Source organism: Chitinimonas lacunae (genome assembly GCF_042650885.1).
Lineage (GTDB): Bacteria > Pseudomonadota > Gammaproteobacteria > Burkholderiales > Chitinimonadaceae > Chitinimonas_A > Chitinimonas_A lacunae.
The window spans coordinates 3,853,718-3,872,500 of record NZ_JBHSBU010000001.1 but is presented as its reverse complement, the minus strand read 5'-3'; the positions used below and the strand labels follow the sequence as shown (position 1 = coordinate 3,872,500).

The following is an 18,783-nucleotide window of genomic DNA, read 5'->3' as shown; positions in this document are numbered from 1 at the left end:
CAGCAGCAAGCCAATGCCCAAGAAGCCCCCTCTACCGTTCAGTAAGGGCTTCGCCGCCGCCATGCTGACGCTGGCGGCGCTGTCGGCGACCGCGCTCGAATTCCGCTCCGCGGCGGAACACGGCGCGGTTTTTTACGACGCGCCGTCGGATAAGGCCAAGAAGCTGTTCGTCGTCAGTCGTGGCTATCCGGTCGAAGTGCTGATCGACAACAAGGACTGGCTGCGCGTACGCGATCAGTCCGGCGCACTGGCCTGGGTCAGTCGGGCATCACTGTCGCCGCGCCGCACCGTGGTGGTGACTGCGCAGAAATGCGGCGTCCATGCCATGCCCGATGCCAAGTCGGCGCTGCTGTTCAATGCCGAACGCAATGTGGTGTTCGAGCTGATCGAGGCGGGCAAAAGCGGCTGGGTCAAGGTCAAGCACCGTGACGGCGCCGTCGGTTATGCCCGGATCGAGGAGGTATGGGGAGTATGAAGATTGCCGTATTGGGCGCCGGTGCCTGGGGCACGGCGCTCGCCATGAGTTTCGCCCAGCGTCACGCCGTGACGCTGTGGGGTCGCGATGCCACCCAGATGGCCGCCCTGCGCGAGCAGCGCAGCAATGAGCGCTATCTGGCCGGTCAACGTTTTCCCGATACCCTGGCGATCAGCGACGATCTGGCGGCCGCCACTCAGGATGCCGAGCTGATCCTGGTGGTGACCTCGACCGCCGGTCTGCGCCCTACCCTGCAAGCGCTGGCCCGGCTTGGCCGGCGCGCGCCGCTGCTGTGGGCCTGTAAAGGTCTCGAAGCGGGCAGCATGTTGCTGGCACACCAGGTGGTGGCGGCCGAACTGCCGGCCGATGTGCCGCGTGGCATTCTGACCGGTCCGAGTTTTGCCCAGGAAGTCGCCGCCGGGCTGCCAGCCGCACTGACCCTGGCAGCCGAGGACGAAGCCTTTGCCCGCCAGATGGCCGCAGCACTGCATTCGCGCCGACTGCGCGTCTATTCGAGCGGCGATGTGATCGGCGCCGAGATCGGCGGTGCGGTCAAGAACGTGATGGCAATCGCCACCGGTGTCTGCGACGGTCTGGCGCTCGGCAACAATGCCCGGGCCGCCCTGATCACCCGGGGTCTGGCGGAAATCACCCGTTTTGGCGTCGCGCTCGGTGCACGGCCCGAGACGTTTACCGGTCTGTCCGGCATGGGTGACCTGATGCTGACCTGTACCGGCGATCTGTCGCGTAACCGCAAGGTCGGTCTGCTGTTGGCGACAGGTCAGTCGCTCGACGATATTCTGGCCAATCTCGGCCATGTGGCCGAAGGGGTCAATACCGCCCGTGAAGTGCTGCGCCAGGCAGAGAAACTCGGCGTCGAGATGCCGATCACCGCTGCGGTCTGCCGGATGCTGTTCGAAGGCACCAGTGCTCAGGACACCGTAGCCGCCCTGATGGGACGGGAAAGCAAGAAAGAAGCGGCCTGATCATCACGCCATTCCGCAAGAAAAAGCGCCATTTATGGCGCTTTTTTCATTTTCTTTTAAACTCCGCCCCATATATAGCAGACGTTTTTCCTGTTTTTTTCTATACCTCTTTTCCTCTCTCCAAAGCCTCCACGGGACCACACGTCCACTCAGCATCGCGCCAGAAATTCCCGCTGAGTCTCGATAAACGCCTGCTGGTGCGAGATAAACGGCGCATGGCCGGCTCCCTGATGCAGCACCAGCTGAGCACCGGTGACTTCAGCCAGCCAATGGCCAGCGGCCGGCGGGGTCATCCGGTCGCGGTCGCCGTATTGAAGCAGAAGTGGGCAGACCAGCCCAGCCATCCGTGGGCGCAGATCGGTCTGGCGCAGGATGGCGAGTCCTTCGAACAAGGCAGCGCGACTTGGCGCCGGACGGGCCTCCAGATGACCTTGCAAGGCACGCAGGACCGCACGGCCATCGCGGCTGCCCATCACTTGCAGACCGAGGAACATCTCGAGTGTCGCGGCATAGTCATCGGCAAGACTGCTGGCGAACTGACCCAGTACGGTCGGCGGGGTGCCGTGCGGCCAGTCGGGTCGTTCCATAAAGCAGGGTGAGGACGCGCACAGCGTGAGCGAGCGTACCTGTTCGGGCTGGCTCAGTGCCCATTCGACGCCAACAGCGCCGCCAAGCGACCACCCCAGCACATGGACCGGCAGGGGAAAGGCCGCTGCCAGTTCAGCCGCCAGGGCCGCCAGGGTATAGGGCTCGACCATCGGACTGTGGCCGCAGCCGGGCAGATCTACCCGATGGACGCAGTAATCCTCGGCGAGCCGTTCGGCCACACTTTGCCAGACGCCGCCGTGGATACCCCAGCCGTGGATCAGCACCAGGTCATCGCCGCGACCGTCGCTGTCGATATGGATCGTCATTGCAAATCCTTGAGTGCCTCGAGCAGGCGGTCGATGTCAGCAGCTTCGTGGGCAGCCGACAGGGTGATGCGCAAGCGTGGGGTCGGCACGGTGGGCGGGCGGATCGCCGCAACCCACAGACCGCGCTCGAACAGGGCCTCGGCCAGGGCCAGCGCGGTGGCGTTATCAGGCAGAAGGATCGGCTGGATCGGGGTGGTCGAGTCCATCAATCGATAGCATGTCCCGGCCAGCCCGCTGCGCAGCCGCTCGATATGCTGCCGGAGCTGCTCGCGTCGCCATGAATCTGCCTCGATCAGATCGAGCGCGGCCAGCGTGGTGGCCGCCACGGCTGGGGGAGCGGCGGTGGTATAGATATAGCTGCGGGCCCGGTTTTGCAGCCATTCGATCAGTACCGGATCGCCCGCCACCACGGCACCAGCCGAGCCGGCGGCCTTGCCCAAGGTGGCCATATAGATGATCCGGGGCGAAGCGATACCCCAGTGGGCGAGGCTGCCGCGCCCCTGACCCAGGACGCCGAAACCATGGGCATCGTCGAGATAGAGCCAGGCATCGTAGCGCTCGGCCAGGGCGAGCAAGCGGTCAAGCGGGGCCAGATCGCCATCCATACTGAAGACCGCATCGACCGCGATCAGCCTGACCCGGGCGCTTGAGGCTTCCAGCCTGCGTGCCAGTGCGTCCAGATCGTTATGTGGATAGCGCACGAAATCGGCCCGGCTCAGCAGACAGCCGTCGTTGAGCGAAGCATGGTTGAGTCGGTCGGCGAACACCGCATCGCCACGACCGAGCAGCGCAGTCGGGACAGCCAGATTGGCCAGATAGCCGGTGGCAAAGGTCAACGCGGCCGGCAGGCCGAGAAATTGCGCCAGCCGCTCAGCCAGCGTCTGATGCGGACGCAGATGACCGCACACCAGATGAGAGGCGCCACTGCCGCTGCCATAGCGGCTCAACGCGACCTGGGCAGCCCCGGCAAGCGCGGGGGCCGTGGCAAGACCCAGATAGTCGTTGGCGCAGAAATTGAGCAGCTGGCGACCTTCGACCAGGGCGAAACGGCCGGTGGCCGAATCGACCACCCGGTGGCGGCGACGGAGCCGTTCCTGCTCCAGACGTGCCAATCCCTGCTGCAAGGGGGCGAACAGCGCGGAACAATCGCTCATGACGATGGCCCGGTAAAAACGAAGTCTGGCATTGTAGTGCCAAAGCGGGCATTTCATTCCTTGCCAGCGGTCAATCATCGCCTTGTCATAAGCGCGCCCGGAGTGAATCTGCTATCGTTCGACCGTCAATAAAAAACCGCTCCCATCCAGCTTATGCAAGCGATCAAAACCGCCATTCCCGACGTCGTGATTCTCGAACCCAAGGTGTTCGGCGACGAGCGAGGCTTCTTCTACGAAAGTTTCAATGCCCAGCGTTTTGCCGAGCTGACCGGCTGCCAGGTCGACTTCGTGCAGGATAACCATTCCAAGTCGGCACACGGCGTGCTGCGTGGCCTGCATTATCAGATCGAACAGGCCCAGGGCAAGCTGGTGCGGGTAGTGGCCGGCGAAGTCTACGATGTCGCAGTCGACCTGCGGCGCAGCTCGCCTACCTTCGGCAAATGGGTCGGCGTCCATCTGTCAGCCGACAACAAGCGCCAGCTCTGGGTGCCGGCCGGTTTTGCCCACGGTTTCGTGGTGCTGTCGGACAGCGCCGAATTCCTCTACAAGACCACCGACTATTACGCCCCTGCCCACGAACGCTGCCTGATGTGGAACGATCCGGCGGTCGGCGTGCAATGGCCGATCGATTTCGCCCCGCAACTCTCGGCCAAGGATCAGGTCGGCCGCAGCCTTGCCGAGGCCGATCTCTACGCTTGATCGTCCTGGCCGCCGGGGATGGCGGCAGGCGAAGGAAAGGATAGTCCCGTGGTACTCAAGTATTTTCGCGGTTCGCTGATCTTTACCGCCCTCTCGGTGGTAGGCGGCTATATGCTGGGCGGCCTCGGTGGCGCCTGGATCGTGCTGGTTCTGGCCGCACTCGAAACCTCGGTGTCGTTCGACAATGCCGTGGTCAACGCCCGGATTCTCAAGGATATGGACCCGGTCTGGCGTCAGCGCTTCCTGGTCTGGGGGATGTTGATCGCCGTGTTCCTGATGCGGCTGATCTTCCCGCTGCTGATCGTCGGCGTGATCGCCCAGCTCGGGCCGATCGATGTGCTGCGACTGGCCATTTTCGAAAAAGCCGAATATTCGCGCGTCCTGACCAGCGCCCACCCGCAGATTGCGGCGTTTGGCGGCACCTTCCTGTTGCTGGTGTTCCTCAAGTTCTTCGTTGACCAGGCCAAGGATCACCACTGGCTCGGCTGGATCGAAGCCCAGCTCACCAAGCTCGGCAAGCTCGATACGATTGAAATCGCCCTTGCCATCCTGGCGCTCTACGCCGCCAGCAAGACGCTCGATATCAAGCACCAGCAGGATTTCCTGATCGCCGGCATGTTCGGCATCATTACCTTCGTGCTCGCTGACGGCATCGGCGGACTGGTCGGCAGCGATGATGTGGCAGGCGGTGCGGCCAAGCAGGGTCTGGCGGGCTTTCTGTATCTGGAAGTGCTCGATGCCTCGTTCAGTTTCGACGGGGTGATCGCTGCCTTTGCGCTGTCGAACGATCTGTTCGTGATTGCACTGGGCCTCGGTGTCGGGGCGATGTTCGTGCGTAGCTTCACCTTGATGCTGGTCGATCAGGGCACGCTGTCGAACTACCGCTATCTCGAACACGGCGCCTTCTGGGCCATCGGTGCCCTGGCGGCCATCATGCTGGGCGGGGTGTCGTTCCATATCCCCGAAGCCCTGACCGGCGGTATCGGTCTGGCCCTGATCGGTATCGCGTTCTGGAGCTCCAAGCGCGCCAATGCGCGTGAAGCGAGCCAGACATAAGCGGTTTTCCGTCTGCCAATGAAAACGGCCTGTTTGCACAGGCCGTTTTTTATTGGGATGCCCTAGTTGATCAGGACGCGGACTACCACCAGTACACACAGGGTCGTCAAAGCGGCCAGCCGGCTCTGTTTCCTTTCCCGGGTTCTGGGCTTGATCAGTCTCATTGTTACCTCCTCGATCCAAGCGGGGCGCGACCGTCGCGCCGGTCTTACGTCGCGTTTGACGCAGATGCCGTTCCCAGGCTTGGACCTTTGCGCCATCATGGTGGCGCCAGATCATATAAGAAAATATTCGGAAAAACCCGTGCAAGCTTTGCTGCAAAGCACAATCAAAAAGGAAAATTTCCGGAAAACAGAGGCTGGTACGCCGATTCGCAGGGAACCGGCGCAGCCATTCAGAGGACAGCGAGCTTATTACGCGACAGGGGAGGATTCTTGGCCAGATAGCGCTTGATGCCGGCCAGCAGCGACTCGGCCATCTTGTCCTGGTATTTATCGTCGGACAGGCGCTTTTCCTCTTCGGGATTGGAGATGAATGCCGTCTCGACCAGGATCGAGGGAATATCAGGTGCCTTGAGCACGGCAAAACCGGCCTGTTCGACCTGCGATTTATGCAAGCGGTTGATCTCGCCCAGCGAAGACAGCACGGCGCGGCCGAACTTGAGGCTGTCGTTGATGGTGGCAGTCTGGGTCAGGTCGAACAGGGTCTGCGCCAGATGCGGATCTTTGATATTGAGGCGGACACCGCCGATCAGGTCGGCCTCGTTCTCCTTCTGCGCCAGCCATTTGGCAGCGGCGCTGGTGGCGCCGCGCTCGGACAGGGCAAACACCGAGGAGCCGCGCGCATCGGGCCGGACAAAGGCATCGGCGTGAATCGAGACGAACAGGTCGGCGCCGACCTTGCGCGCCTTGGAGACGCGCTTGCCGAGCGGGACGAAGAAGTCGTCGTCGCGGGTCAGCACCGCGCGCATATTGGCTTCCTTGTCGATCAGCGCCTGCAGCTTCTTGCCGATGGCCAGCGTCACGGTCTTTTCATAGGTACCGCCCTTGCCCACCGCGCCTGGATCCTCGCCGCCGTGGCCCGGATCGATCACGATGGTGACCAGCCGTGCCACATCGAGTTTCTTGCGGTCGATGGCCGGCTCCTCGGCCTTGGCCTCGACCGGTTTGCTGTCGGGCTTGGCAGGGCGCTCGGGCTTGACCTCGGCGGGCGGCTTGGCATCGGCAGGTGGCGGGTCGTCTTCGCCCAGCAGCGCGAGCAGCGGGTCGTCCGGCTTGGTCGGATAGAGGTCGATCACCAGACGGTGCTTGTATTCGCCGAACGGCTCAAGCAGAAAGACCTGCGGTTTCACCTCGGCCTTGAGATCGAGCACCATGCGCACCGTGCCCGGTTTATAGCGGCCGGCGCGCAGTTGTTTGATATAAGGGTCGTCACTGCCGACGCGGCCTTGCACGGTGGCGAGTTCGTTATTCCAATCGACGCCTTCGAGATCGACCACCAGGCGGTCGGGGTCGGGCACCATGAACTGGTTGAATTTCAGCGGAGCGGTCGACTCCAGGGTGACGCGGGTATAGGCTCGGGCCGGCCAGACCCGTACCGCGACCACCGAAGGACCGGCCAGCGCCCGCGGGGCAACGCCCAGCAGCAGGGTGGCAACGGCGCCGCGCAGGAAAAAGCGGCGATCGGGATTCAGGCGGTCAGTTGAGCGAGGCATGCTTGTCCGTGAGTCGTCGGAGCGACGAGGGTGAGACGACGACCGGTTTGCTCGGGTCGCAGGGCGATTCGCCAGTCAGGCTCGGGCAGAAAGCCCTCGGCCTTATCCGGCCACTCGACCAGGCAGACCGATTCGCGGTTGAAATACTCGCGGAAACCGGCGTCTTCCCACTCCAGCGGGTCGGCAAATCTATATAAATCAAAGTGATGGAAGTATAAATTAGGCAAAGAGTACGGTTCAACCAAGGTATAGGTAGGACTCTTCACCCGACCGGCATAGCCCATGCCGCGCAGAATACCGCGCGTCAGGGTGGTCTTGCCGGCACCCAGATCCCCTTCAAGATAGACCACGGTACCCGGCCGCAAAGCCCGGGCCAGCCGGGCGCCACAGGCCAAGGTGGCGGCCTCGTCCGGCAGGAATTCGCTCAGGATGTGATGGCGACTATGCATAAAGGCTCTTCCGACAAACCCCTCGATTTTGCGGCATTGGCGCAACAAATCAAGCACTGGGGTCAAGAATTGGGCTTCGATGCCCTGGCAATCGGCCCGGCCGACCCGTCAGCCAGCGCCGAACGCGGCCTGGCTGACTGGCTGGAAGCCGGCTACCACGGCGACATGGACTATATGGCCAGCCACGGGATGAAACGGGCTCGGCCCGCCGAGCTGGTGCCCGGCACACTGCGACTGATCTCGGTACGGATGAACTACCGCGCCCCGGCCGCCTTCCCGGCCGAGACCGTATTGCAGGACGGCCGGCGCGCCTTCGTTTCGCGCTATGCGCTGGGGCGCGACTATCACAAGGTGCTGCGCCGGCGTCTACAGCAGCTGGCCGAACGGATCGAAACGGCCATCGGCCCGTTCGGCTATCGCGCCTTTGTCGATTCAGCGCCGGTACTCGAAGTCGAGGCGGCCACCCGGGCCGGGCTCGGCTGGCGAGGCAAGCATACGCTGCTGCTGACCCGGGAACACGGTTCCTACTTCTTTCTGGGTGAACTCTTCACCGATCTGCCGCTGCCGCTCGACCCACCCGCCGCCCAGGAACACTGCGGTCGCTGCCGCCGCTGCCTCGACGTCTGCCCGACCGGCGCCATCGTCGCACCCTACCGGCTCGATGCCCGCCGTTGCGTGTCCTATCTCACCATAGAACTCAAAGGCCCGATTCCGCCTGAACTGCGGCCATTGATCGGCAATCGGGTGTATGGATGCGACGATTGCCAACTGTTCTGTCCGTGGAACCGCTTTGCCGTCGATAGCCGCGAAGCCGATTTCGCGGTCAGAAACGGGCTCGACGACGTCACCTTGCTCGAACTGTTCAGCTGGAGCGAAACCGACTTCCAGAACCGGCTCGCCGGCACCGCCATCTACCGGATCGGCTATGAGCGCTGGCTGCGCAATATCGCGGTGGGACTGGGCAATGCCCCGGCCGACCCGGCCATCGTAGCGGCGCTCGAAGCCCGGGCCGATCATCCGTCCGAGCTGGTACGCGAACATATCGACTGGGCACTGGCCTGCCAGCGCGACAAGGCTGCTGGCTAGCTGCACGGTGCTGCTACAATCGCGCGTCCCGTCTTTCCCGACCCTCGCCATGCCCAGCCTTGCCCAACGTCCGATCGGTGTGTTCGATTCCGGTATCGGCGGCCTGACCGTCACCCGTGCGTTGATGGAACGGCTGCCGTTCGAGGATATCGTCTACTTCGGCGATACCGCCCGCGTGCCCTACGGGGTCAAATCGGTTGCCACCATCGAGCAGTTCAGCCTCCAGATGGTGGATTTCCTGCTGCGCCATGAAGTCAAGATGCTGGTGATCGCCTGCAATACCATCGCGGCGGTGGCCGATGCCAAGGTGCGCGCCCATGCCGGCATCCCGGTGCTCGATGTGATCGACGCCGGCAGCCGCAACGCCGTGACCGCCACCCGTTCGCGCTCGATCGGCGTGATGGCCACCCCGACCACGGTCAACAGCAATGCCTACGCCCGGGGCATCCATGCGCTCGATGCCGAGATGCGGGTCTATTCGCAAGCCTGTCCGCTGCTGGTGCCGCTGGTCGAGGAAGGCTGGCTCGAACATCCCGTCACCCGGCTCACCGCCCAGGAATATCTCAAGCCGGTGCTGGCCGAAGGGGTCGATACCCTGGTGCTGGGCTGCACCCACTACCCGCTGCTCAAGCCCTTGCTGGCCGAGCTGGCCGGGCCGTCGGTGGCGCTGGTCGACTCGGCGGTCAGCGTGGCCGAGCAGGCGGCGCGCACGCTGGCCGAACTCGATCTGGCCACCCCGAATCGCGAGATGGCGCATTACCGCTACTACGTCACCGACATTCCGCTGCGCTTTCAGACCGTGGGCGAGCGCTTTCTTGGCCGCAGTTTGCAGCATCTGGAAATGGTCCAGCTCTAAAGAAAATATTCTGCAAAACCGTTGTAAGGTCCACAGCACCATTTGTTGTTTTTACAAAAAAATGTGAAAAATTTTTCTATTGCCTGCCCAGCATCGCCGCTTTATCGGCCAGTACTGGCGAGCCGTGGGCGGGCATGCCATCATTCAAAGCCATGTCAGATCGCAACCAAGGAGTTTCCATGAAGCGTATCGTCGCCCTGAGCGGCCTTGCAGCCACCCTGTTGCTGGGCGCCTGTGCCAGTCCGTCCGGCCCGTCGAGCGCGCCGGCAGCGCCGACCCCGCCGGCCACCCCAGCAAGTCCTGCCCCGGTCGCCCCGGTGTCGGCCGCCCCGAGCAGCCAATCGCCGCTGCTGGGCACCTGGGAAGGCAAGTGGACCGTCGACAGCATGGGCTATGAAGGCCGCGCCATTCTTGAAATCACCGGCCTTGAAGGCAATCGGGTGGTCGGCCGCGCCACCATGTACGACACCCCCTACGGCGATCTGACCGAAGCGTTCGAGCAGGCGAGCTTCGACGGTCAGAAGCTCGACGTCAAACACAAGACCAATGCCGCCTACACCCTGACGCTGGGCGACAAGGACGGCAAACCGCGCCTCAACGGCCCCTTGACCTACAACACCGATACCGGCAGCTATACCGGCCGGTTGCGGGTCGACAAGAAATAAGCTCAACAATCGGCGCTAAGTCCTTAGGCAGATTGAAGAAAAAGCGACGGCAACGTCGCTTTTTTCTTGGCTTGGGCCGCCTAAGCCGGGCGCGGGGCGTGCTAGAATGCCGGGCTTGTTTCCACCCGACGCCGTATCGCCATGACGCTTTCCGCCTTGACCGCCCTGTCCCCTCTCGACGGCCGCTATCAGAAGCAGGTAGACGCCCTTCGCGACTGTTTCAGCGAATACGCCCTGATCCGCCAGCGGGTCAAAATCGAAGTCGAGTGGCTGAAGGCCCTGGCTGCCGAACCGGCCATCGGCGAAGTCCCGCCTTTCTCGGCTGCCACGCTGGCCGAACTCGATGAGACCATCGAGCAGTTCTCGGTCAGCCATGCCGAAGAGATCAAGGTGATCGAAGCCACCACCAACCACGACGTCAAGGCGATCGAGTACTGGCTCAAGGAACGACTGGCCGGCAACCCCGAGATCGGCCCGATCACCGAATTCATCCATTTCGCCTGCACCTCGGAAGACATCAACAATCTGTCGCACGCGCTGATGCTCAAGCAGGCGCGCGACGAAGTCCTACTGCCCAAGCTGCGCGAGGTCCACGCCGCCTACCGCGCGCTGGCCCATCAACTGGCCGATCTGCCGATGATGTCGCGCACCCATGGCCAGCCGGCCACGCCGACCACGCTTGGCAAGGAAATGGCCAATATCGCCTACCGGCTCGACCGTCAGCTCGAACGGATCGCCGCAGTCGAACTGCTGGGCAAGATCAACGGCGCCGTCGGCAACTACAACGCCCATCTGGTGGCCTACCCCGATGTCGACTGGGAACGTCTGGCGCGCCGCTTCGTCGAATCGCTCGGGATCAGCTTCAATCCCTACACGATCCAGATCGAGCCGCACGACTATATGGCCGAGTTGTACGACGCCTTTATCCGTATCCATACCATCCTGATCGACGCCAACCGCGACATCTGGGGCTATATCTCGCTCGGCTTCTTCAAGCAGAAGGTCAAGGCGGGCGAAGTCGGCAGCTCGGCCATGCCGCATAAGGTCAATCCGATCGACTTCGAGAATTCCGAAGGCAATCTGGGTCTGGCCAACGCCATGCTGACCCATCTGTCGCAGAAGCTGCCGATCTCGCGCTGGCAGCGAGACCTGACCGATTCCACCGTGCTGCGCAATATGGGCGTGGCGTTCGGCTATGGCCTGCTGGCCTACAGCTCGGCGCTTAAGGGTCTGGGCAAGCTCGAGGCCAATCCGCAGGCGATGCGTGACGATCTCGACGCCAACTGGGAAGTGCTGGCCGAACCGATCCAGACCGTGATGCGGCGCCACCGGGTGGCCAATGCCTATGAACAGCTCAAGGATCTGACGCGCGGCAATGCTGGCATCAACCGGGAAACGCTGCACGCCTTTATCCGCAATCTCACCATTCCCGAGGAGGAAAAGGCGCGCCTGCTGGCCCTGACGCCCTGGACCTACCTCGGTCAGGCCAGCGCCCTGGCGCGTCGGGTCTGATCCTTACCGAATCCTGGACGGAAACCTACTGTGAAATACAAAGCGCTTGTGATTTCGGCCGCCGCTGTCGGCGCGCTGGCGCTCGGCTACCTCGGCACCACCCGCTGGGCCGGGGTCGAGGCCGAGCGGACCCTGGAGCGCCAGCGTCAGTTGCTGACCGATCTACCTTATTTCGTGATCAAGTCGCACGAGTACCAGCGCGGCTGGTTCTCGTCGAGCGAGCGGGCGACGCTGGCCCTGAACCCCAATATCGTCAAGCCCTACGCCGAGCTGCTCAAGCTCGCCGGCCACGATATCGAAGGGATGACGGGCCAGGATCTGTCCAAGCTCGAATTCACCTATGTCCAGACCGTGCGCCACGGCCCGTTCCCGCTGCTCAAGCAGGGCGACTTCTCGCTGCTGAAGGCTGCGGTCACCACCGATTTCCAGTTCTCGCCCGACCTGCGCGAGACGCTGAGTGAAATCTTCGGAGAACAGCCGCCCTTGCAGCTGGAAAACCGTATCCGTTTCGACGATGAAGGGGCGTTTGCCCTGCGTATCCCGAAATTCAACCGGCAGAGCAAGCTCGCCAAGGCCCGCTCGATCTGGGAAGGGCTGGAAGCCCAGATCCGCTACGGTCGCGATTTCACCCGGGTCGATATCGATGCCAAGGCGCCCTACTTCCTGTTCGAGGTCAATCAGGAACGGAGCCGGCGCATCGAATTGAAGGGAATGGAATTCACCGCCCGCCATACCCGCGCCTTTGGCGATGTGATGCTGGGCGACAGCCAGCTCAAGCTGGTCGAAGCGAGCGCCAAGGACAGCGGGCTGCCGGTCGAGCTGCTGCTGCGCAATATGGTCTACAAGACCGGCGCCACCGCCCAGGGTGAATTCGTCGATTCGCGCCGCGATGTCGGCCTTGAACAGATGGTGCTCAACGGCAAGACCTACGGCCCGGCCAAGCTGGTGGCGGAAGCCAACCATCTGCATGGCCCGACCCTCGGCAAGCTGTCGCCGCTGCTGACCAAGATCCAGCGTGAGAATCCCGATCCGCGCGTGCAGGCACGCAAGGGCTTCGATCTGTTCCTCAAGGAAGGTCTGCCGCTGTTGCGCAACGAGCCGCAACTGGCCATCCGCCAGCTGTCGGTCAAGCTGCCTGATGGTGAGGTCAGCTTCCGGGCCGATCTGGCGCTCAAGGGCTTCCAGGACCCCGATATCGACAACCCGGCCCAACTGCTCAGCAAGCTCAACGCACGGGCCGATCTGCGGGTGCCCAAGCAGGTGCTGGAAACCTATGTGCTGTGGCAGGCCCGCAGCATGATCGCCACCGATACCGCCGAGGGTGAGCAGCCCAATGCCGCCGATCTCGACAATCTGGCGCGCAATCTGATGGAAGTGCAGATCAAGCGGCTGACCCAGCAGAAGCTGATCCGGGTCGAGGGCAAAGACCTGGCCACCACCGCCGAGTGGAAGGCCGGCAAGTTGCTGGTCAACGGCAATCATGTGCCGCTGCCCTGGCAGATCCCGACCAAGAGCAGCGAATTGCCCCAGGTGGGCGGTGACGAGGCGACCGTCGAGGAAAACGAAGAACCCGATTGATCGCCACGCCATTTGACAACGCCCGGTCCGTCCCGACCGGGCGTTGTCGCGTCCGCACCGAAGCCCTCGCAGACTGCGGCAAGTGCGGACGCAACGGGGCCTCAGCGCATTTCCAGCGATTTACCGCAAACGCGCCAGGTACCCTACTCGCCCATGCTCGCTGAAACAGAGGAAGGGAAAGTGGTGCAACCCAGAATAAATAAATCGGCAAATCTTGTGCAAGATCCAGTGCAAGATTTAAACGTTTTATCAAAATCCAGGCAAAACCCAACCTCTGTCTTATCTCTCCTCCCCTACTTCACCGCCACCCCTGAAAACCCGATATTAAGGAACGGGTTCTGTTTAAAGCCGACCACGTTCTTGCTGTAGACCACCGACACCAGCGGCTCGACCAGGGTGATCCACGGCATTTCCTCGATAAAGATCGCCTGGGCCTGTTGGTAGAGTTTGCTGCGCAGGGCCGTGTCATTGCTGACCCGGGCCTGGTTGAGCAGCGCATCGAACTTCGGATTGCACCAGCGTGCCCGGTTTTCGCCGTTGCGGGCGGCGACGCAGCTCAAGTTGGGGGTCAGGAAGTTATCGGGGTCGCCGTTGTCGCTGGCCCAGCCGTTGATCGTCACTTCATGCTCGCCGGCCTTGGTGCGGCGTAGCAGTTCGGCCCATTCGAGCGCCACCACCTCGGCCTTGACACCGATCTTGGCCCAGTCGGCCTGGATCAATTCAGCGGTCAGGCGGGAATTGGGGTTGGCGCCGCCACCGCCGATCCGCACCCAGATCCGGGTCTGGAAACCTTGCGGATAGCCGGCTTCGGCCAGCAGCTTCTTGGCACGGGCCAGATCGGGCCGGTAGGGCTGGATCGACTTGGCGTAGCTCCACATCTGAGACGGCAGCGGCAGATGGGCCGGTTTGGCGTAGCCCTCGAACACGCTGCGGCTGATTGCCTCCTTGTCGGTCGCCAGCGCCAGGGCCTGACGCACCCGCTTATCGGTAAACGGTTTACGTTCGGTATTGAAGGCCAGATAGGCCACGCTGAGCGACGATTGGGTATCGACATGCAGACGTGGGTCGCGCTTGAGTTCGACCATATCGGCGGGCTTGGGGTAGCTGATGAAATTGCATTCGCCTGCCTTGAGTTTCTGTGCCCGCACGGCCGGGTCGGGCGTAATGGCGAAGATCAGCTTCTCGATGGGCTGGCGGCCGCGCCAATAGTCGGGGTTGGCCTCGTAGCGGATCTGGGCGCCCTTCTCGTAGCGCTTGAAGATGAACGGACCGGTACCGATGGGCTGGGTATTGATCCGGCCCGGCTGGCCGGCGGCTTCGAGCTGGCCGGCGTATTCGGCCGACACGATATTGGCAAAGCCCATCGCCAGATTGGACAGGAAAGGCGCCTCGGGCGACTTGAGGGTGAAGCGCACCGTCAGATCGTCGAGCTTATCGATCGATGCCACCAGCGCGGCCATGCTCATGCTCTCGGCGTAAGGCCAACCCTGCGGCGAAGCCCGGGCGCCCGGATGCTTGGGGTCGAGCTGGCGCCGGAAGCTATAGAGCACATCATCGGCATTGAGGGTGCGGGTGGGCTTGAACCAGTCGGTGCTATGGAACTTGATGCCACGCCGCAACTTGAATGTGTATTGCAGGCCATCGGGCGACACGGTCCAGCTCTCGGCCAGCCCCGGCACCAGCCGGGTGCCGCCCGTCTCGAACTCGACCAGACGGTTGTAGATCGTGGCCGAGGCCGCGTTATAGGTCGAGCTGGCGGTAAACATGGCGTAGTCGAAGCCTTCGGGCTCGGCCTCGGAACAGAACACCAGCGGCTTGGCTTGCGCCGTCAGCGCCGTCAATACCAGCGCAGTCCAGATACCGATACGCTTTTGTTGCGTCTTCATGGTCCTCCTCCTCCTTCTGCTGGATAAAAAAAGACGGACACGAGGTCCGTCCAGAGCCTTTTAATGCTTTGCCGCTAGCGCCTCAGCGTATCGCCACCGCTTCGAAATTGTTGTTGGTGAACGGGCTGGGCACAAAGCCGGTAACGGTCTTCTGGAACACGACGGTAGTCATCGGCTCGACCAGGGTAGCCCACGGCATTTCATCGATGAACACCTGCTGCGCCTGCTCATACAGCTTGGTGCGCTCCTTGATGTCGGTGGCGCGCTTGGCTTTTTCCACCAGATCATCAAAGGACTTGTTGCACCAGCGGGCGCGGTTTTCGCCGCTCTGGGCCGAGGCGCAGGTCAGGTTGGGCGTCAGGAAGTTATCGGGGTCGCCATTGTCGCCGGCCCAGCCGTTGATGGTGGTGTCGTGCTCGCCCGCCTTGGTGCGCTTGAGCAGTTCGGCCCATTCCATCGGCACGATCTTGAGCTTGACGCCGATCTTGGCCCAGTCGGCCTGCACCATCTCGGCCGTCAACTTGGGATTGGGATTGGTGCCGCCACCGCCGTTGCGCACATACATGGTGGTCTCGAAGCCATTGGGCAGACCGGCCTCGGCCAGCAGCTTCTTGGCCTGGGCCAGATCGAGCGAATACGGCTTGATCGACTTGTTATAGCTCCACATCGACGAAGGCAGCGGCAAATGTGCCGGGGCGGCCGAACCTTCGTAGACCGCCTTGACCATCGCACCCTTGTCGATCGCCAGCGCCAGGGCCTGGCGCACCCGCTTGTCGGTAAACGGCTTTTTCTGGGTATTGAAGGCCAGATAGGCCAGCGTCAGCGCCTTGGTCGACAGCACTTGCAGCTTGGGGTCGGCCTTCAGTTGCGGAATATCGGCCGGCTTCGGATAGACGGTGAAATTGCATTCGCCACGCTTGAGCTTCTGCACCCGCACGGCCGGGTCTTCGGTAATGGCGAAGATCAGCTTGTCGCTGCCGGGCTTGCCGCGCCAATACTGTGGGTTGGCTTCGTAGCGGGTCTGGGCGCCCTTGTCGTAGCGCTTGAACACATAGGGGCCGGTGCCGACGGGCAGCAGGGCAATCTGGCCCGGCTTATTGGCCTTGTGCAATTGCTGGGCGTATTCGGCCGACACGATGCTCGCGAAGCCCATGCCGAGGTCAGCCAGGAACGGCGCCTCGGGCTTGCTCAGCACGAACTTGACCTTGTAGTCGTCAAGCCGCTCGATCTTCTTGATCAGCGTCGGGAAACCCATATCGGCCGCATAAGGCCAGCCCTGCGGCGAGGCATTGGCGCCCGGGTGCTTGGGGTCGATCATGCGCTGGAAGGTCCACAGCACATCATCGGCATTGAAATCGCGCGTGGGCTTGAACCAGTCGGTGGTATGAAATTTGACGCCACGACGCAGATGAAAGGTGTATTCGAGGCCGTCCTTGCTGATCTCCCAGCGTTCGGCCAGTCCGGGGATCACCTTGGTGGTGCCGCGCTCGAAATCGACCAGCCGGTTATAGACGGCTTCGCTTGAGGCATCCTGGGTGGTGGCTGCGGTGAACATGCCACCGTCGAACCCCTCGGGCGAGGCTTCGGAACAGAAGACCAGCGGCTTGGCGCCGGCCGCGCCCGCCAGGGCCAGCAGCCCGGCCAGCGGCAGGATACGCAGTGCTTTTTTCATGATAGGGGTGTCCTCTCGTGCAGCGGCACCGGGCGCCGCCACATCCTCCGTGCACAAGCCAGGGCGGCCGTGACCGGCCGCCCTGTCGTCTTCTTATTTGATCGAGACGCCGTAGAACGACATCAGACCGAACGGGCTGATCTTGAAGCCTTCGACCCGCTTGCTCATCGGCACATAGACGGTCGAGTGAGCGATGGTGGTCCAGGGCAGCTCGCGCTTGAAGATTTCCTGGGCCTTGGTGTACAGCTCGGTGCGCTGCTTGACGTCGGTGGTCTGCTTGGCCTTGACGATCAGATCGTTGAAGGTCTTGTCGCACCACTGGGCGTAGTTGTTGCCGCCCACGGCGTCGCAGCTCAGGTTGGTGCCGAGCCAGTTGTCCGGGTCGCCATTGTCGCCGGTCCAGCCAACCAGCACGCTGTCGTGCTCGCCGGCCTTGGCGCGCTTGAGGTACTCGCCCCACTCGTAGCTGGTGATCTTGGCCTTGACGCCGATCTTGGCCCAGTCGGCCTGGATCATCTCGGCCATCAGCTTGGCATTGGGGTTGTACGGGCGCTGCACCGGCATGGCCCACAGGGTGATCTCGAGGTCCTTGACGCCGGCCTTGGCCAGCAGCGCCTTGGCCTGCTCGACGTTATAGCCCTGGTCCTTGAGGTTCTTGTTGTACGACCACTGGGTCGGCGGCATCGGTGCCACGGCCGGCTGACCGGCGCCCTGGTAGACGGCGTCGATGATGGCCTTCTTGTTGATCGCCATATCGAGGGCGCGGCGCACATCGAGCTTGTCGAGCGGAGCGTGCTTGACGTTATAGCCCAGGTAGCCCAGGTTGAAACCGGCCTGCGACGGCACTTGCAGCTTGGGTTCCTTGAGCGCCAGGGCCAGATCGGCCGGCTTCGGATAGGCCATCACATCGCATTCGCCGGCCTTGAGCTTCTGGTAGCGAACCGAGCCGTCGGTGGCGATCACGAAGATCAGGTTGTCGATCTTGACTTCGCCCTTCTTCCAGTAGTCCTTGTTGGCGGTGTAGCGGATCACCGAGTCCTTCTGGTAGCTCTTGAACACAAAGGGACCGGTGCCGATCGGCTGGCTGACGATCTGGGCGGGCTTGCCGGCCTTGAGCAGTTGGTCGGCGTATTCGGCCGAGTGGATCGAGGCAAACGACATGGCCAGATTCTGCACAAAGGCGGCATCGACCTTCTTCAGCGTGAAGCGCACGGTGTAGGGGTCGACTTTTTCGATCTTGGCGATGTTCTCGTCCATGCCCATATCGGTGAAATACGGGAATTCGGACGGGTAAGCCTTGCGGAACGGATGGTCCTTGCTCAGCATCCGCTCGAAGGTGAACAGCACGTCGTCGGCGTTGAACTCACGGCTGGGCTTGAACCAGTCGGTGGTATGGAATTTGACGCCACGGCGCAGCTTGAAGGTGTATTGCAGGCCATCGGGCGAGACGGTCCAGCTCTCGGCCAGGCCCGGTTGAACGGTGGTGCCGCCGCGTTGGAATTCGGCCAGGCGGTTGAAGATCGGTTCGGCCGATGCGTCGAAGTCGGTACCGGCGGTGACCTGGCCCGGGTCGAAACCGGCGGGGCTGCCCTCGGAGCAGTATTTCAGGGTTCCCGCAGCCTGGACGCCAGCAGTCAGGGCGGCGATAACGGCGAGCTGCAACACGGTGTTTCGCTTCATCGGTGTCAATCCTCGAAAAGGTGATCTGGTGATCTTCATAGCAGGGCCTGGAACCAGCCTGGGCAAGGCATTGCGGCAGGCCGCGCGGCGGCAGAACGGTAACACAAGGGTTCGGGGAAACGACAGAGGCGTAGCGTAAACGCAACGAAGCAGGGGTTTAGGCAGATACCGGAACGTCTAAACAAAGAACTCGACGCCATGAAACAGGGTTTTTATTTACGGCAGAATGCCGCTCGGCCTTTTTTCCGTACCAGCTCTTGGCGCGGGAAAAAACCGGGGGTCGCGTCGCCGAGTCCGGTCGGCGGCCGCCACCACTGCCCGCAAAGTTATGCGGGCTTTTTTATTTTTTTTGATTTTAAGCATTACATCTTGCAGATGTTTTGCAGGAAATCTTCCTATAA

At 62.4% G+C, this 18,783-nt stretch carries 17 protein-coding genes (1 of these 17 running past the window's edge); 10 read left to right on the top strand and 7 right to left on the bottom strand.

What is annotated here, in order from left to right; genetic code table 11:
* The 3 genes in view from secB to ACFOW7_RS16645 are tightly spaced (each overlapping or abutting the next) and all read left to right on the top strand, a layout consistent with a single transcriptional unit that may run on beyond the window.
* Positions 1 to 45: the 3' portion of a protein-export chaperone SecB gene (gene secB, locus ACFOW7_RS16655; protein WP_378166382.1), read on the top strand. The gene continues 423 nt to the left of window position 1, outside the view; 45 of the gene's 468 nt are visible here — the last part of the coding sequence; its start codon lies beyond the left edge, outside the window; its stop codon occupies positions 43 to 45.
* Positions 14 to 475 (top strand): SH3 domain-containing protein, encoded by a 462-nt coding sequence (locus ACFOW7_RS16650; protein ID WP_378166380.1) that lies wholly within the window; start codon positions 14 to 16, stop codon positions 473 to 475. Before secB ends, ACFOW7_RS16650 begins: the two co-directional genes overlap by 32 nt.
* Positions 472 to 1,461, top strand: coding sequence for an NAD(P)H-dependent glycerol-3-phosphate dehydrogenase (locus ACFOW7_RS16645; protein WP_378166378.1), 990 nt, complete (start codon positions 472 to 474; stop codon positions 1,459 to 1,461). Before ACFOW7_RS16650 ends, ACFOW7_RS16645 begins: the two co-directional genes overlap by 4 nt.
* Before the next feature lie 149 nt (positions 1,462 to 1,610).
* Here the strand turns inward: ACFOW7_RS16645 and bioH are convergent, their stop codons facing one another.
* Together bioH and bioF are read right to left on the bottom strand one after the other, a co-directional pair.
* On the bottom strand, positions 1,611 to 2,375 hold the full coding sequence (gene bioH / locus ACFOW7_RS16640) for a pimeloyl-ACP methyl ester esterase BioH (RefSeq protein ID WP_378166375.1): 765 nt from the start codon (positions 2,373 to 2,375) through the stop codon (positions 1,611 to 1,613).
* Complete coding sequence (gene bioF / locus ACFOW7_RS16635; RefSeq protein WP_378166373.1) at positions 2,372 to 3,529, bottom strand: 8-amino-7-oxononanoate synthase; 1,158 nt, start codon at positions 3,527 to 3,529, stop codon at positions 2,372 to 2,374. The genes bioH and bioF overlap by 4 nt, the downstream gene beginning before the upstream one ends.
* Positions 3,530 to 3,682: 153 nt before the next feature.
* On the opposite strand from bioF, the gene rfbC reads away from it, so the two are divergent.
* Positions 3,683 to 4,228 (top strand): dTDP-4-dehydrorhamnose 3,5-epimerase, encoded by a 546-nt coding sequence (gene rfbC / locus ACFOW7_RS16630; RefSeq protein ID WP_378166371.1) that lies wholly within the window; start codon positions 3,683 to 3,685, stop codon positions 4,226 to 4,228.
* A gap of 48 nt (positions 4,229 to 4,276) precedes the next feature.
* On the top strand, positions 4,277 to 5,284 hold the full coding sequence (locus tag ACFOW7_RS16625) for a DUF475 domain-containing protein (RefSeq protein WP_378166369.1): 1,008 nt from the start codon (positions 4,277 to 4,279) through the stop codon (positions 5,282 to 5,284).
* 394 nt (positions 5,285 to 5,678) lie between these two features.
* Here the strand turns inward: ACFOW7_RS16625 and ACFOW7_RS16620 are convergent, their stop codons facing one another.
* Positions 5,679 to 6,998, bottom strand: coding sequence for an N-acetylmuramoyl-L-alanine amidase (locus ACFOW7_RS16620; protein WP_378166367.1), 1,320 nt, complete (start codon positions 6,996 to 6,998; stop codon positions 5,679 to 5,681).
* Positions 6,974 to 7,447, bottom strand: coding sequence for a tRNA (adenosine(37)-N6)-threonylcarbamoyltransferase complex ATPase subunit type 1 TsaE (gene tsaE, locus ACFOW7_RS16615; protein WP_378166365.1), 474 nt, complete (start codon positions 7,445 to 7,447; stop codon positions 6,974 to 6,976). The genes ACFOW7_RS16620 and tsaE overlap by 25 nt, the downstream gene beginning before the upstream one ends.
* On the opposite strand from tsaE, the gene queG reads away from it, so the two are divergent.
* The 5 genes from queG (at position 7,442) to ACFOW7_RS16590 (ending at position 13,144) form a co-directional block, all read left to right on the top strand.
* Positions 7,442 to 8,533 carry a tRNA epoxyqueuosine(34) reductase QueG gene (gene queG, locus ACFOW7_RS16610; RefSeq protein WP_378166363.1) on the top strand — a complete coding sequence of 364 codons (1,092 nt, stop codon included), beginning with the start codon at positions 7,442 to 7,444 and terminating at the stop codon, positions 8,531 to 8,533. The two genes, tsaE and queG, sit on opposite strands and share 6 nt — an antisense overlap.
* 49 nt (positions 8,534 to 8,582) lie before the next feature.
* Positions 8,583 to 9,389: a glutamate racemase gene (gene murI, locus ACFOW7_RS16605; RefSeq protein WP_378166360.1), complete on the top strand. Its 807-nt coding sequence runs from the start codon at positions 8,583 to 8,585 to the stop codon at positions 9,387 to 9,389.
* 179 nt (positions 9,390 to 9,568) lie between these two features.
* Complete coding sequence (locus ACFOW7_RS16600) at positions 9,569 to 10,054, top strand: hypothetical protein (protein WP_378166358.1); 486 nt, start codon at positions 9,569 to 9,571, stop codon at positions 10,052 to 10,054.
* Positions 10,055 to 10,195: 141 nt separating this feature from the next.
* The gene (gene purB, locus ACFOW7_RS16595) at positions 10,196 to 11,566 is read left to right on the top strand and encodes an adenylosuccinate lyase (RefSeq protein ID WP_378166356.1); all 1,371 of its coding nucleotides are present in this window, start codon (positions 10,196 to 10,198) and stop codon (positions 11,564 to 11,566) included.
* 30 nt (positions 11,567 to 11,596) lie between these two features.
* Positions 11,597 to 13,144: a YdgA family protein gene (locus tag ACFOW7_RS16590; RefSeq protein ID WP_378166354.1), complete on the top strand. Its 1,548-nt coding sequence runs from the start codon at positions 11,597 to 11,599 to the stop codon at positions 13,142 to 13,144.
* 293 nt (positions 13,145 to 13,437) lie between these two features.
* On the opposite strand, the gene ACFOW7_RS16585 is transcribed toward ACFOW7_RS16590, so the two are convergent.
* The 3 genes from ACFOW7_RS16585 to ACFOW7_RS16575 all read right to left on the bottom strand — a co-directional run bounded on the left by ACFOW7_RS16585 (position 13,438) and on the right by ACFOW7_RS16575 (position 18,382).
* Complete coding sequence (locus tag ACFOW7_RS16585) at positions 13,438 to 15,030, bottom strand: ABC transporter substrate-binding protein (RefSeq protein WP_378166352.1); 1,593 nt, start codon at positions 15,028 to 15,030, stop codon at positions 13,438 to 13,440.
* Positions 15,031 to 15,112: 82 nt separating this feature from the next.
* Positions 15,113 to 16,702, bottom strand: a complete 1,590-nt coding sequence (locus ACFOW7_RS16580; RefSeq protein WP_378166349.1) for an ABC transporter substrate-binding protein — start codon at positions 16,700 to 16,702, stop codon at positions 15,113 to 15,115.
* Positions 16,703 to 16,795: 93 nt separating this feature from the next.
* Positions 16,796 to 18,382 carry an ABC transporter substrate-binding protein gene (locus ACFOW7_RS16575; RefSeq protein ID WP_378166347.1) on the bottom strand — a complete coding sequence of 529 codons (1,587 nt, stop codon included), beginning with the start codon at positions 18,380 to 18,382 and terminating at the stop codon, positions 16,796 to 16,798.
* Positions 18,383 to 18,783 lie beyond the last annotated feature (401 nt).

What these genes read in the sequence shown, in the direction of transcription:
- ACFOW7_RS16650 (WP_378166380.1), top strand. Translation starts at nt 14, where the DNA reads ATGCCCAAGAAGCCCCCTCTACCGTTCAGTAAGGGCTTCGCCGCCGCC.
- ACFOW7_RS16645 (WP_378166378.1), top strand. Translation starts at nt 472, where the DNA reads ATGAAGATTGCCGTATTGGGCGCCGGTGCCTGGGGCACGGCGCTCGCC.
- bioH (WP_378166375.1), bottom strand. Translation starts at nt 2,375, where the DNA reads ATGACGATCCATATCGACAGCGACGGTCGCGGCGATGACCTGGTGCTG.
- bioF (WP_378166373.1), bottom strand. Translation starts at nt 3,529, where the DNA reads ATGAGCGATTGTTCCGCGCTGTTCGCCCCCTTGCAGCAGGGATTGGCA.
- rfbC (WP_378166371.1), top strand. Translation starts at nt 3,683, where the DNA reads ATGCAAGCGATCAAAACCGCCATTCCCGACGTCGTGATTCTCGAACCC.
- ACFOW7_RS16620 (WP_378166367.1), bottom strand. Translation starts at nt 6,998, where the DNA reads ATGCCTCGCTCAACTGACCGCCTGAATCCCGATCGCCGCTTTTTCCTG.
- queG (WP_378166363.1), top strand. Translation starts at nt 7,442, where the DNA reads ATGCATAAAGGCTCTTCCGACAAACCCCTCGATTTTGCGGCATTGGCG.
- tsaE (WP_378166365.1), bottom strand. Translation starts at nt 7,447, where the DNA reads ATGCATAGTCGCCATCACATCCTGAGCGAATTCCTGCCGGACGAGGCC.
- murI (WP_378166360.1), top strand. Translation starts at nt 8,583, where the DNA reads ATGCCCAGCCTTGCCCAACGTCCGATCGGTGTGTTCGATTCCGGTATC.
- ACFOW7_RS16600 (WP_378166358.1), top strand. Translation starts at nt 9,569, where the DNA reads ATGAAGCGTATCGTCGCCCTGAGCGGCCTTGCAGCCACCCTGTTGCTG.
- purB (WP_378166356.1), top strand. Translation starts at nt 10,196, where the DNA reads ATGACGCTTTCCGCCTTGACCGCCCTGTCCCCTCTCGACGGCCGCTAT.
- ACFOW7_RS16585 (WP_378166352.1), bottom strand. Translation starts at nt 15,030, where the DNA reads ATGAAGACGCAACAAAAGCGTATCGGTATCTGGACTGCGCTGGTATTG.
- ACFOW7_RS16580 (WP_378166349.1), bottom strand. Translation starts at nt 16,702, where the DNA reads ATGAAAAAAGCACTGCGTATCCTGCCGCTGGCCGGGCTGCTGGCCCTG.
- ACFOW7_RS16575 (WP_378166347.1), bottom strand. Translation starts at nt 18,382, where the DNA reads ATGAAGCGAAACACCGTGTTGCAGCTCGCCGTTATCGCCGCCCTGACT.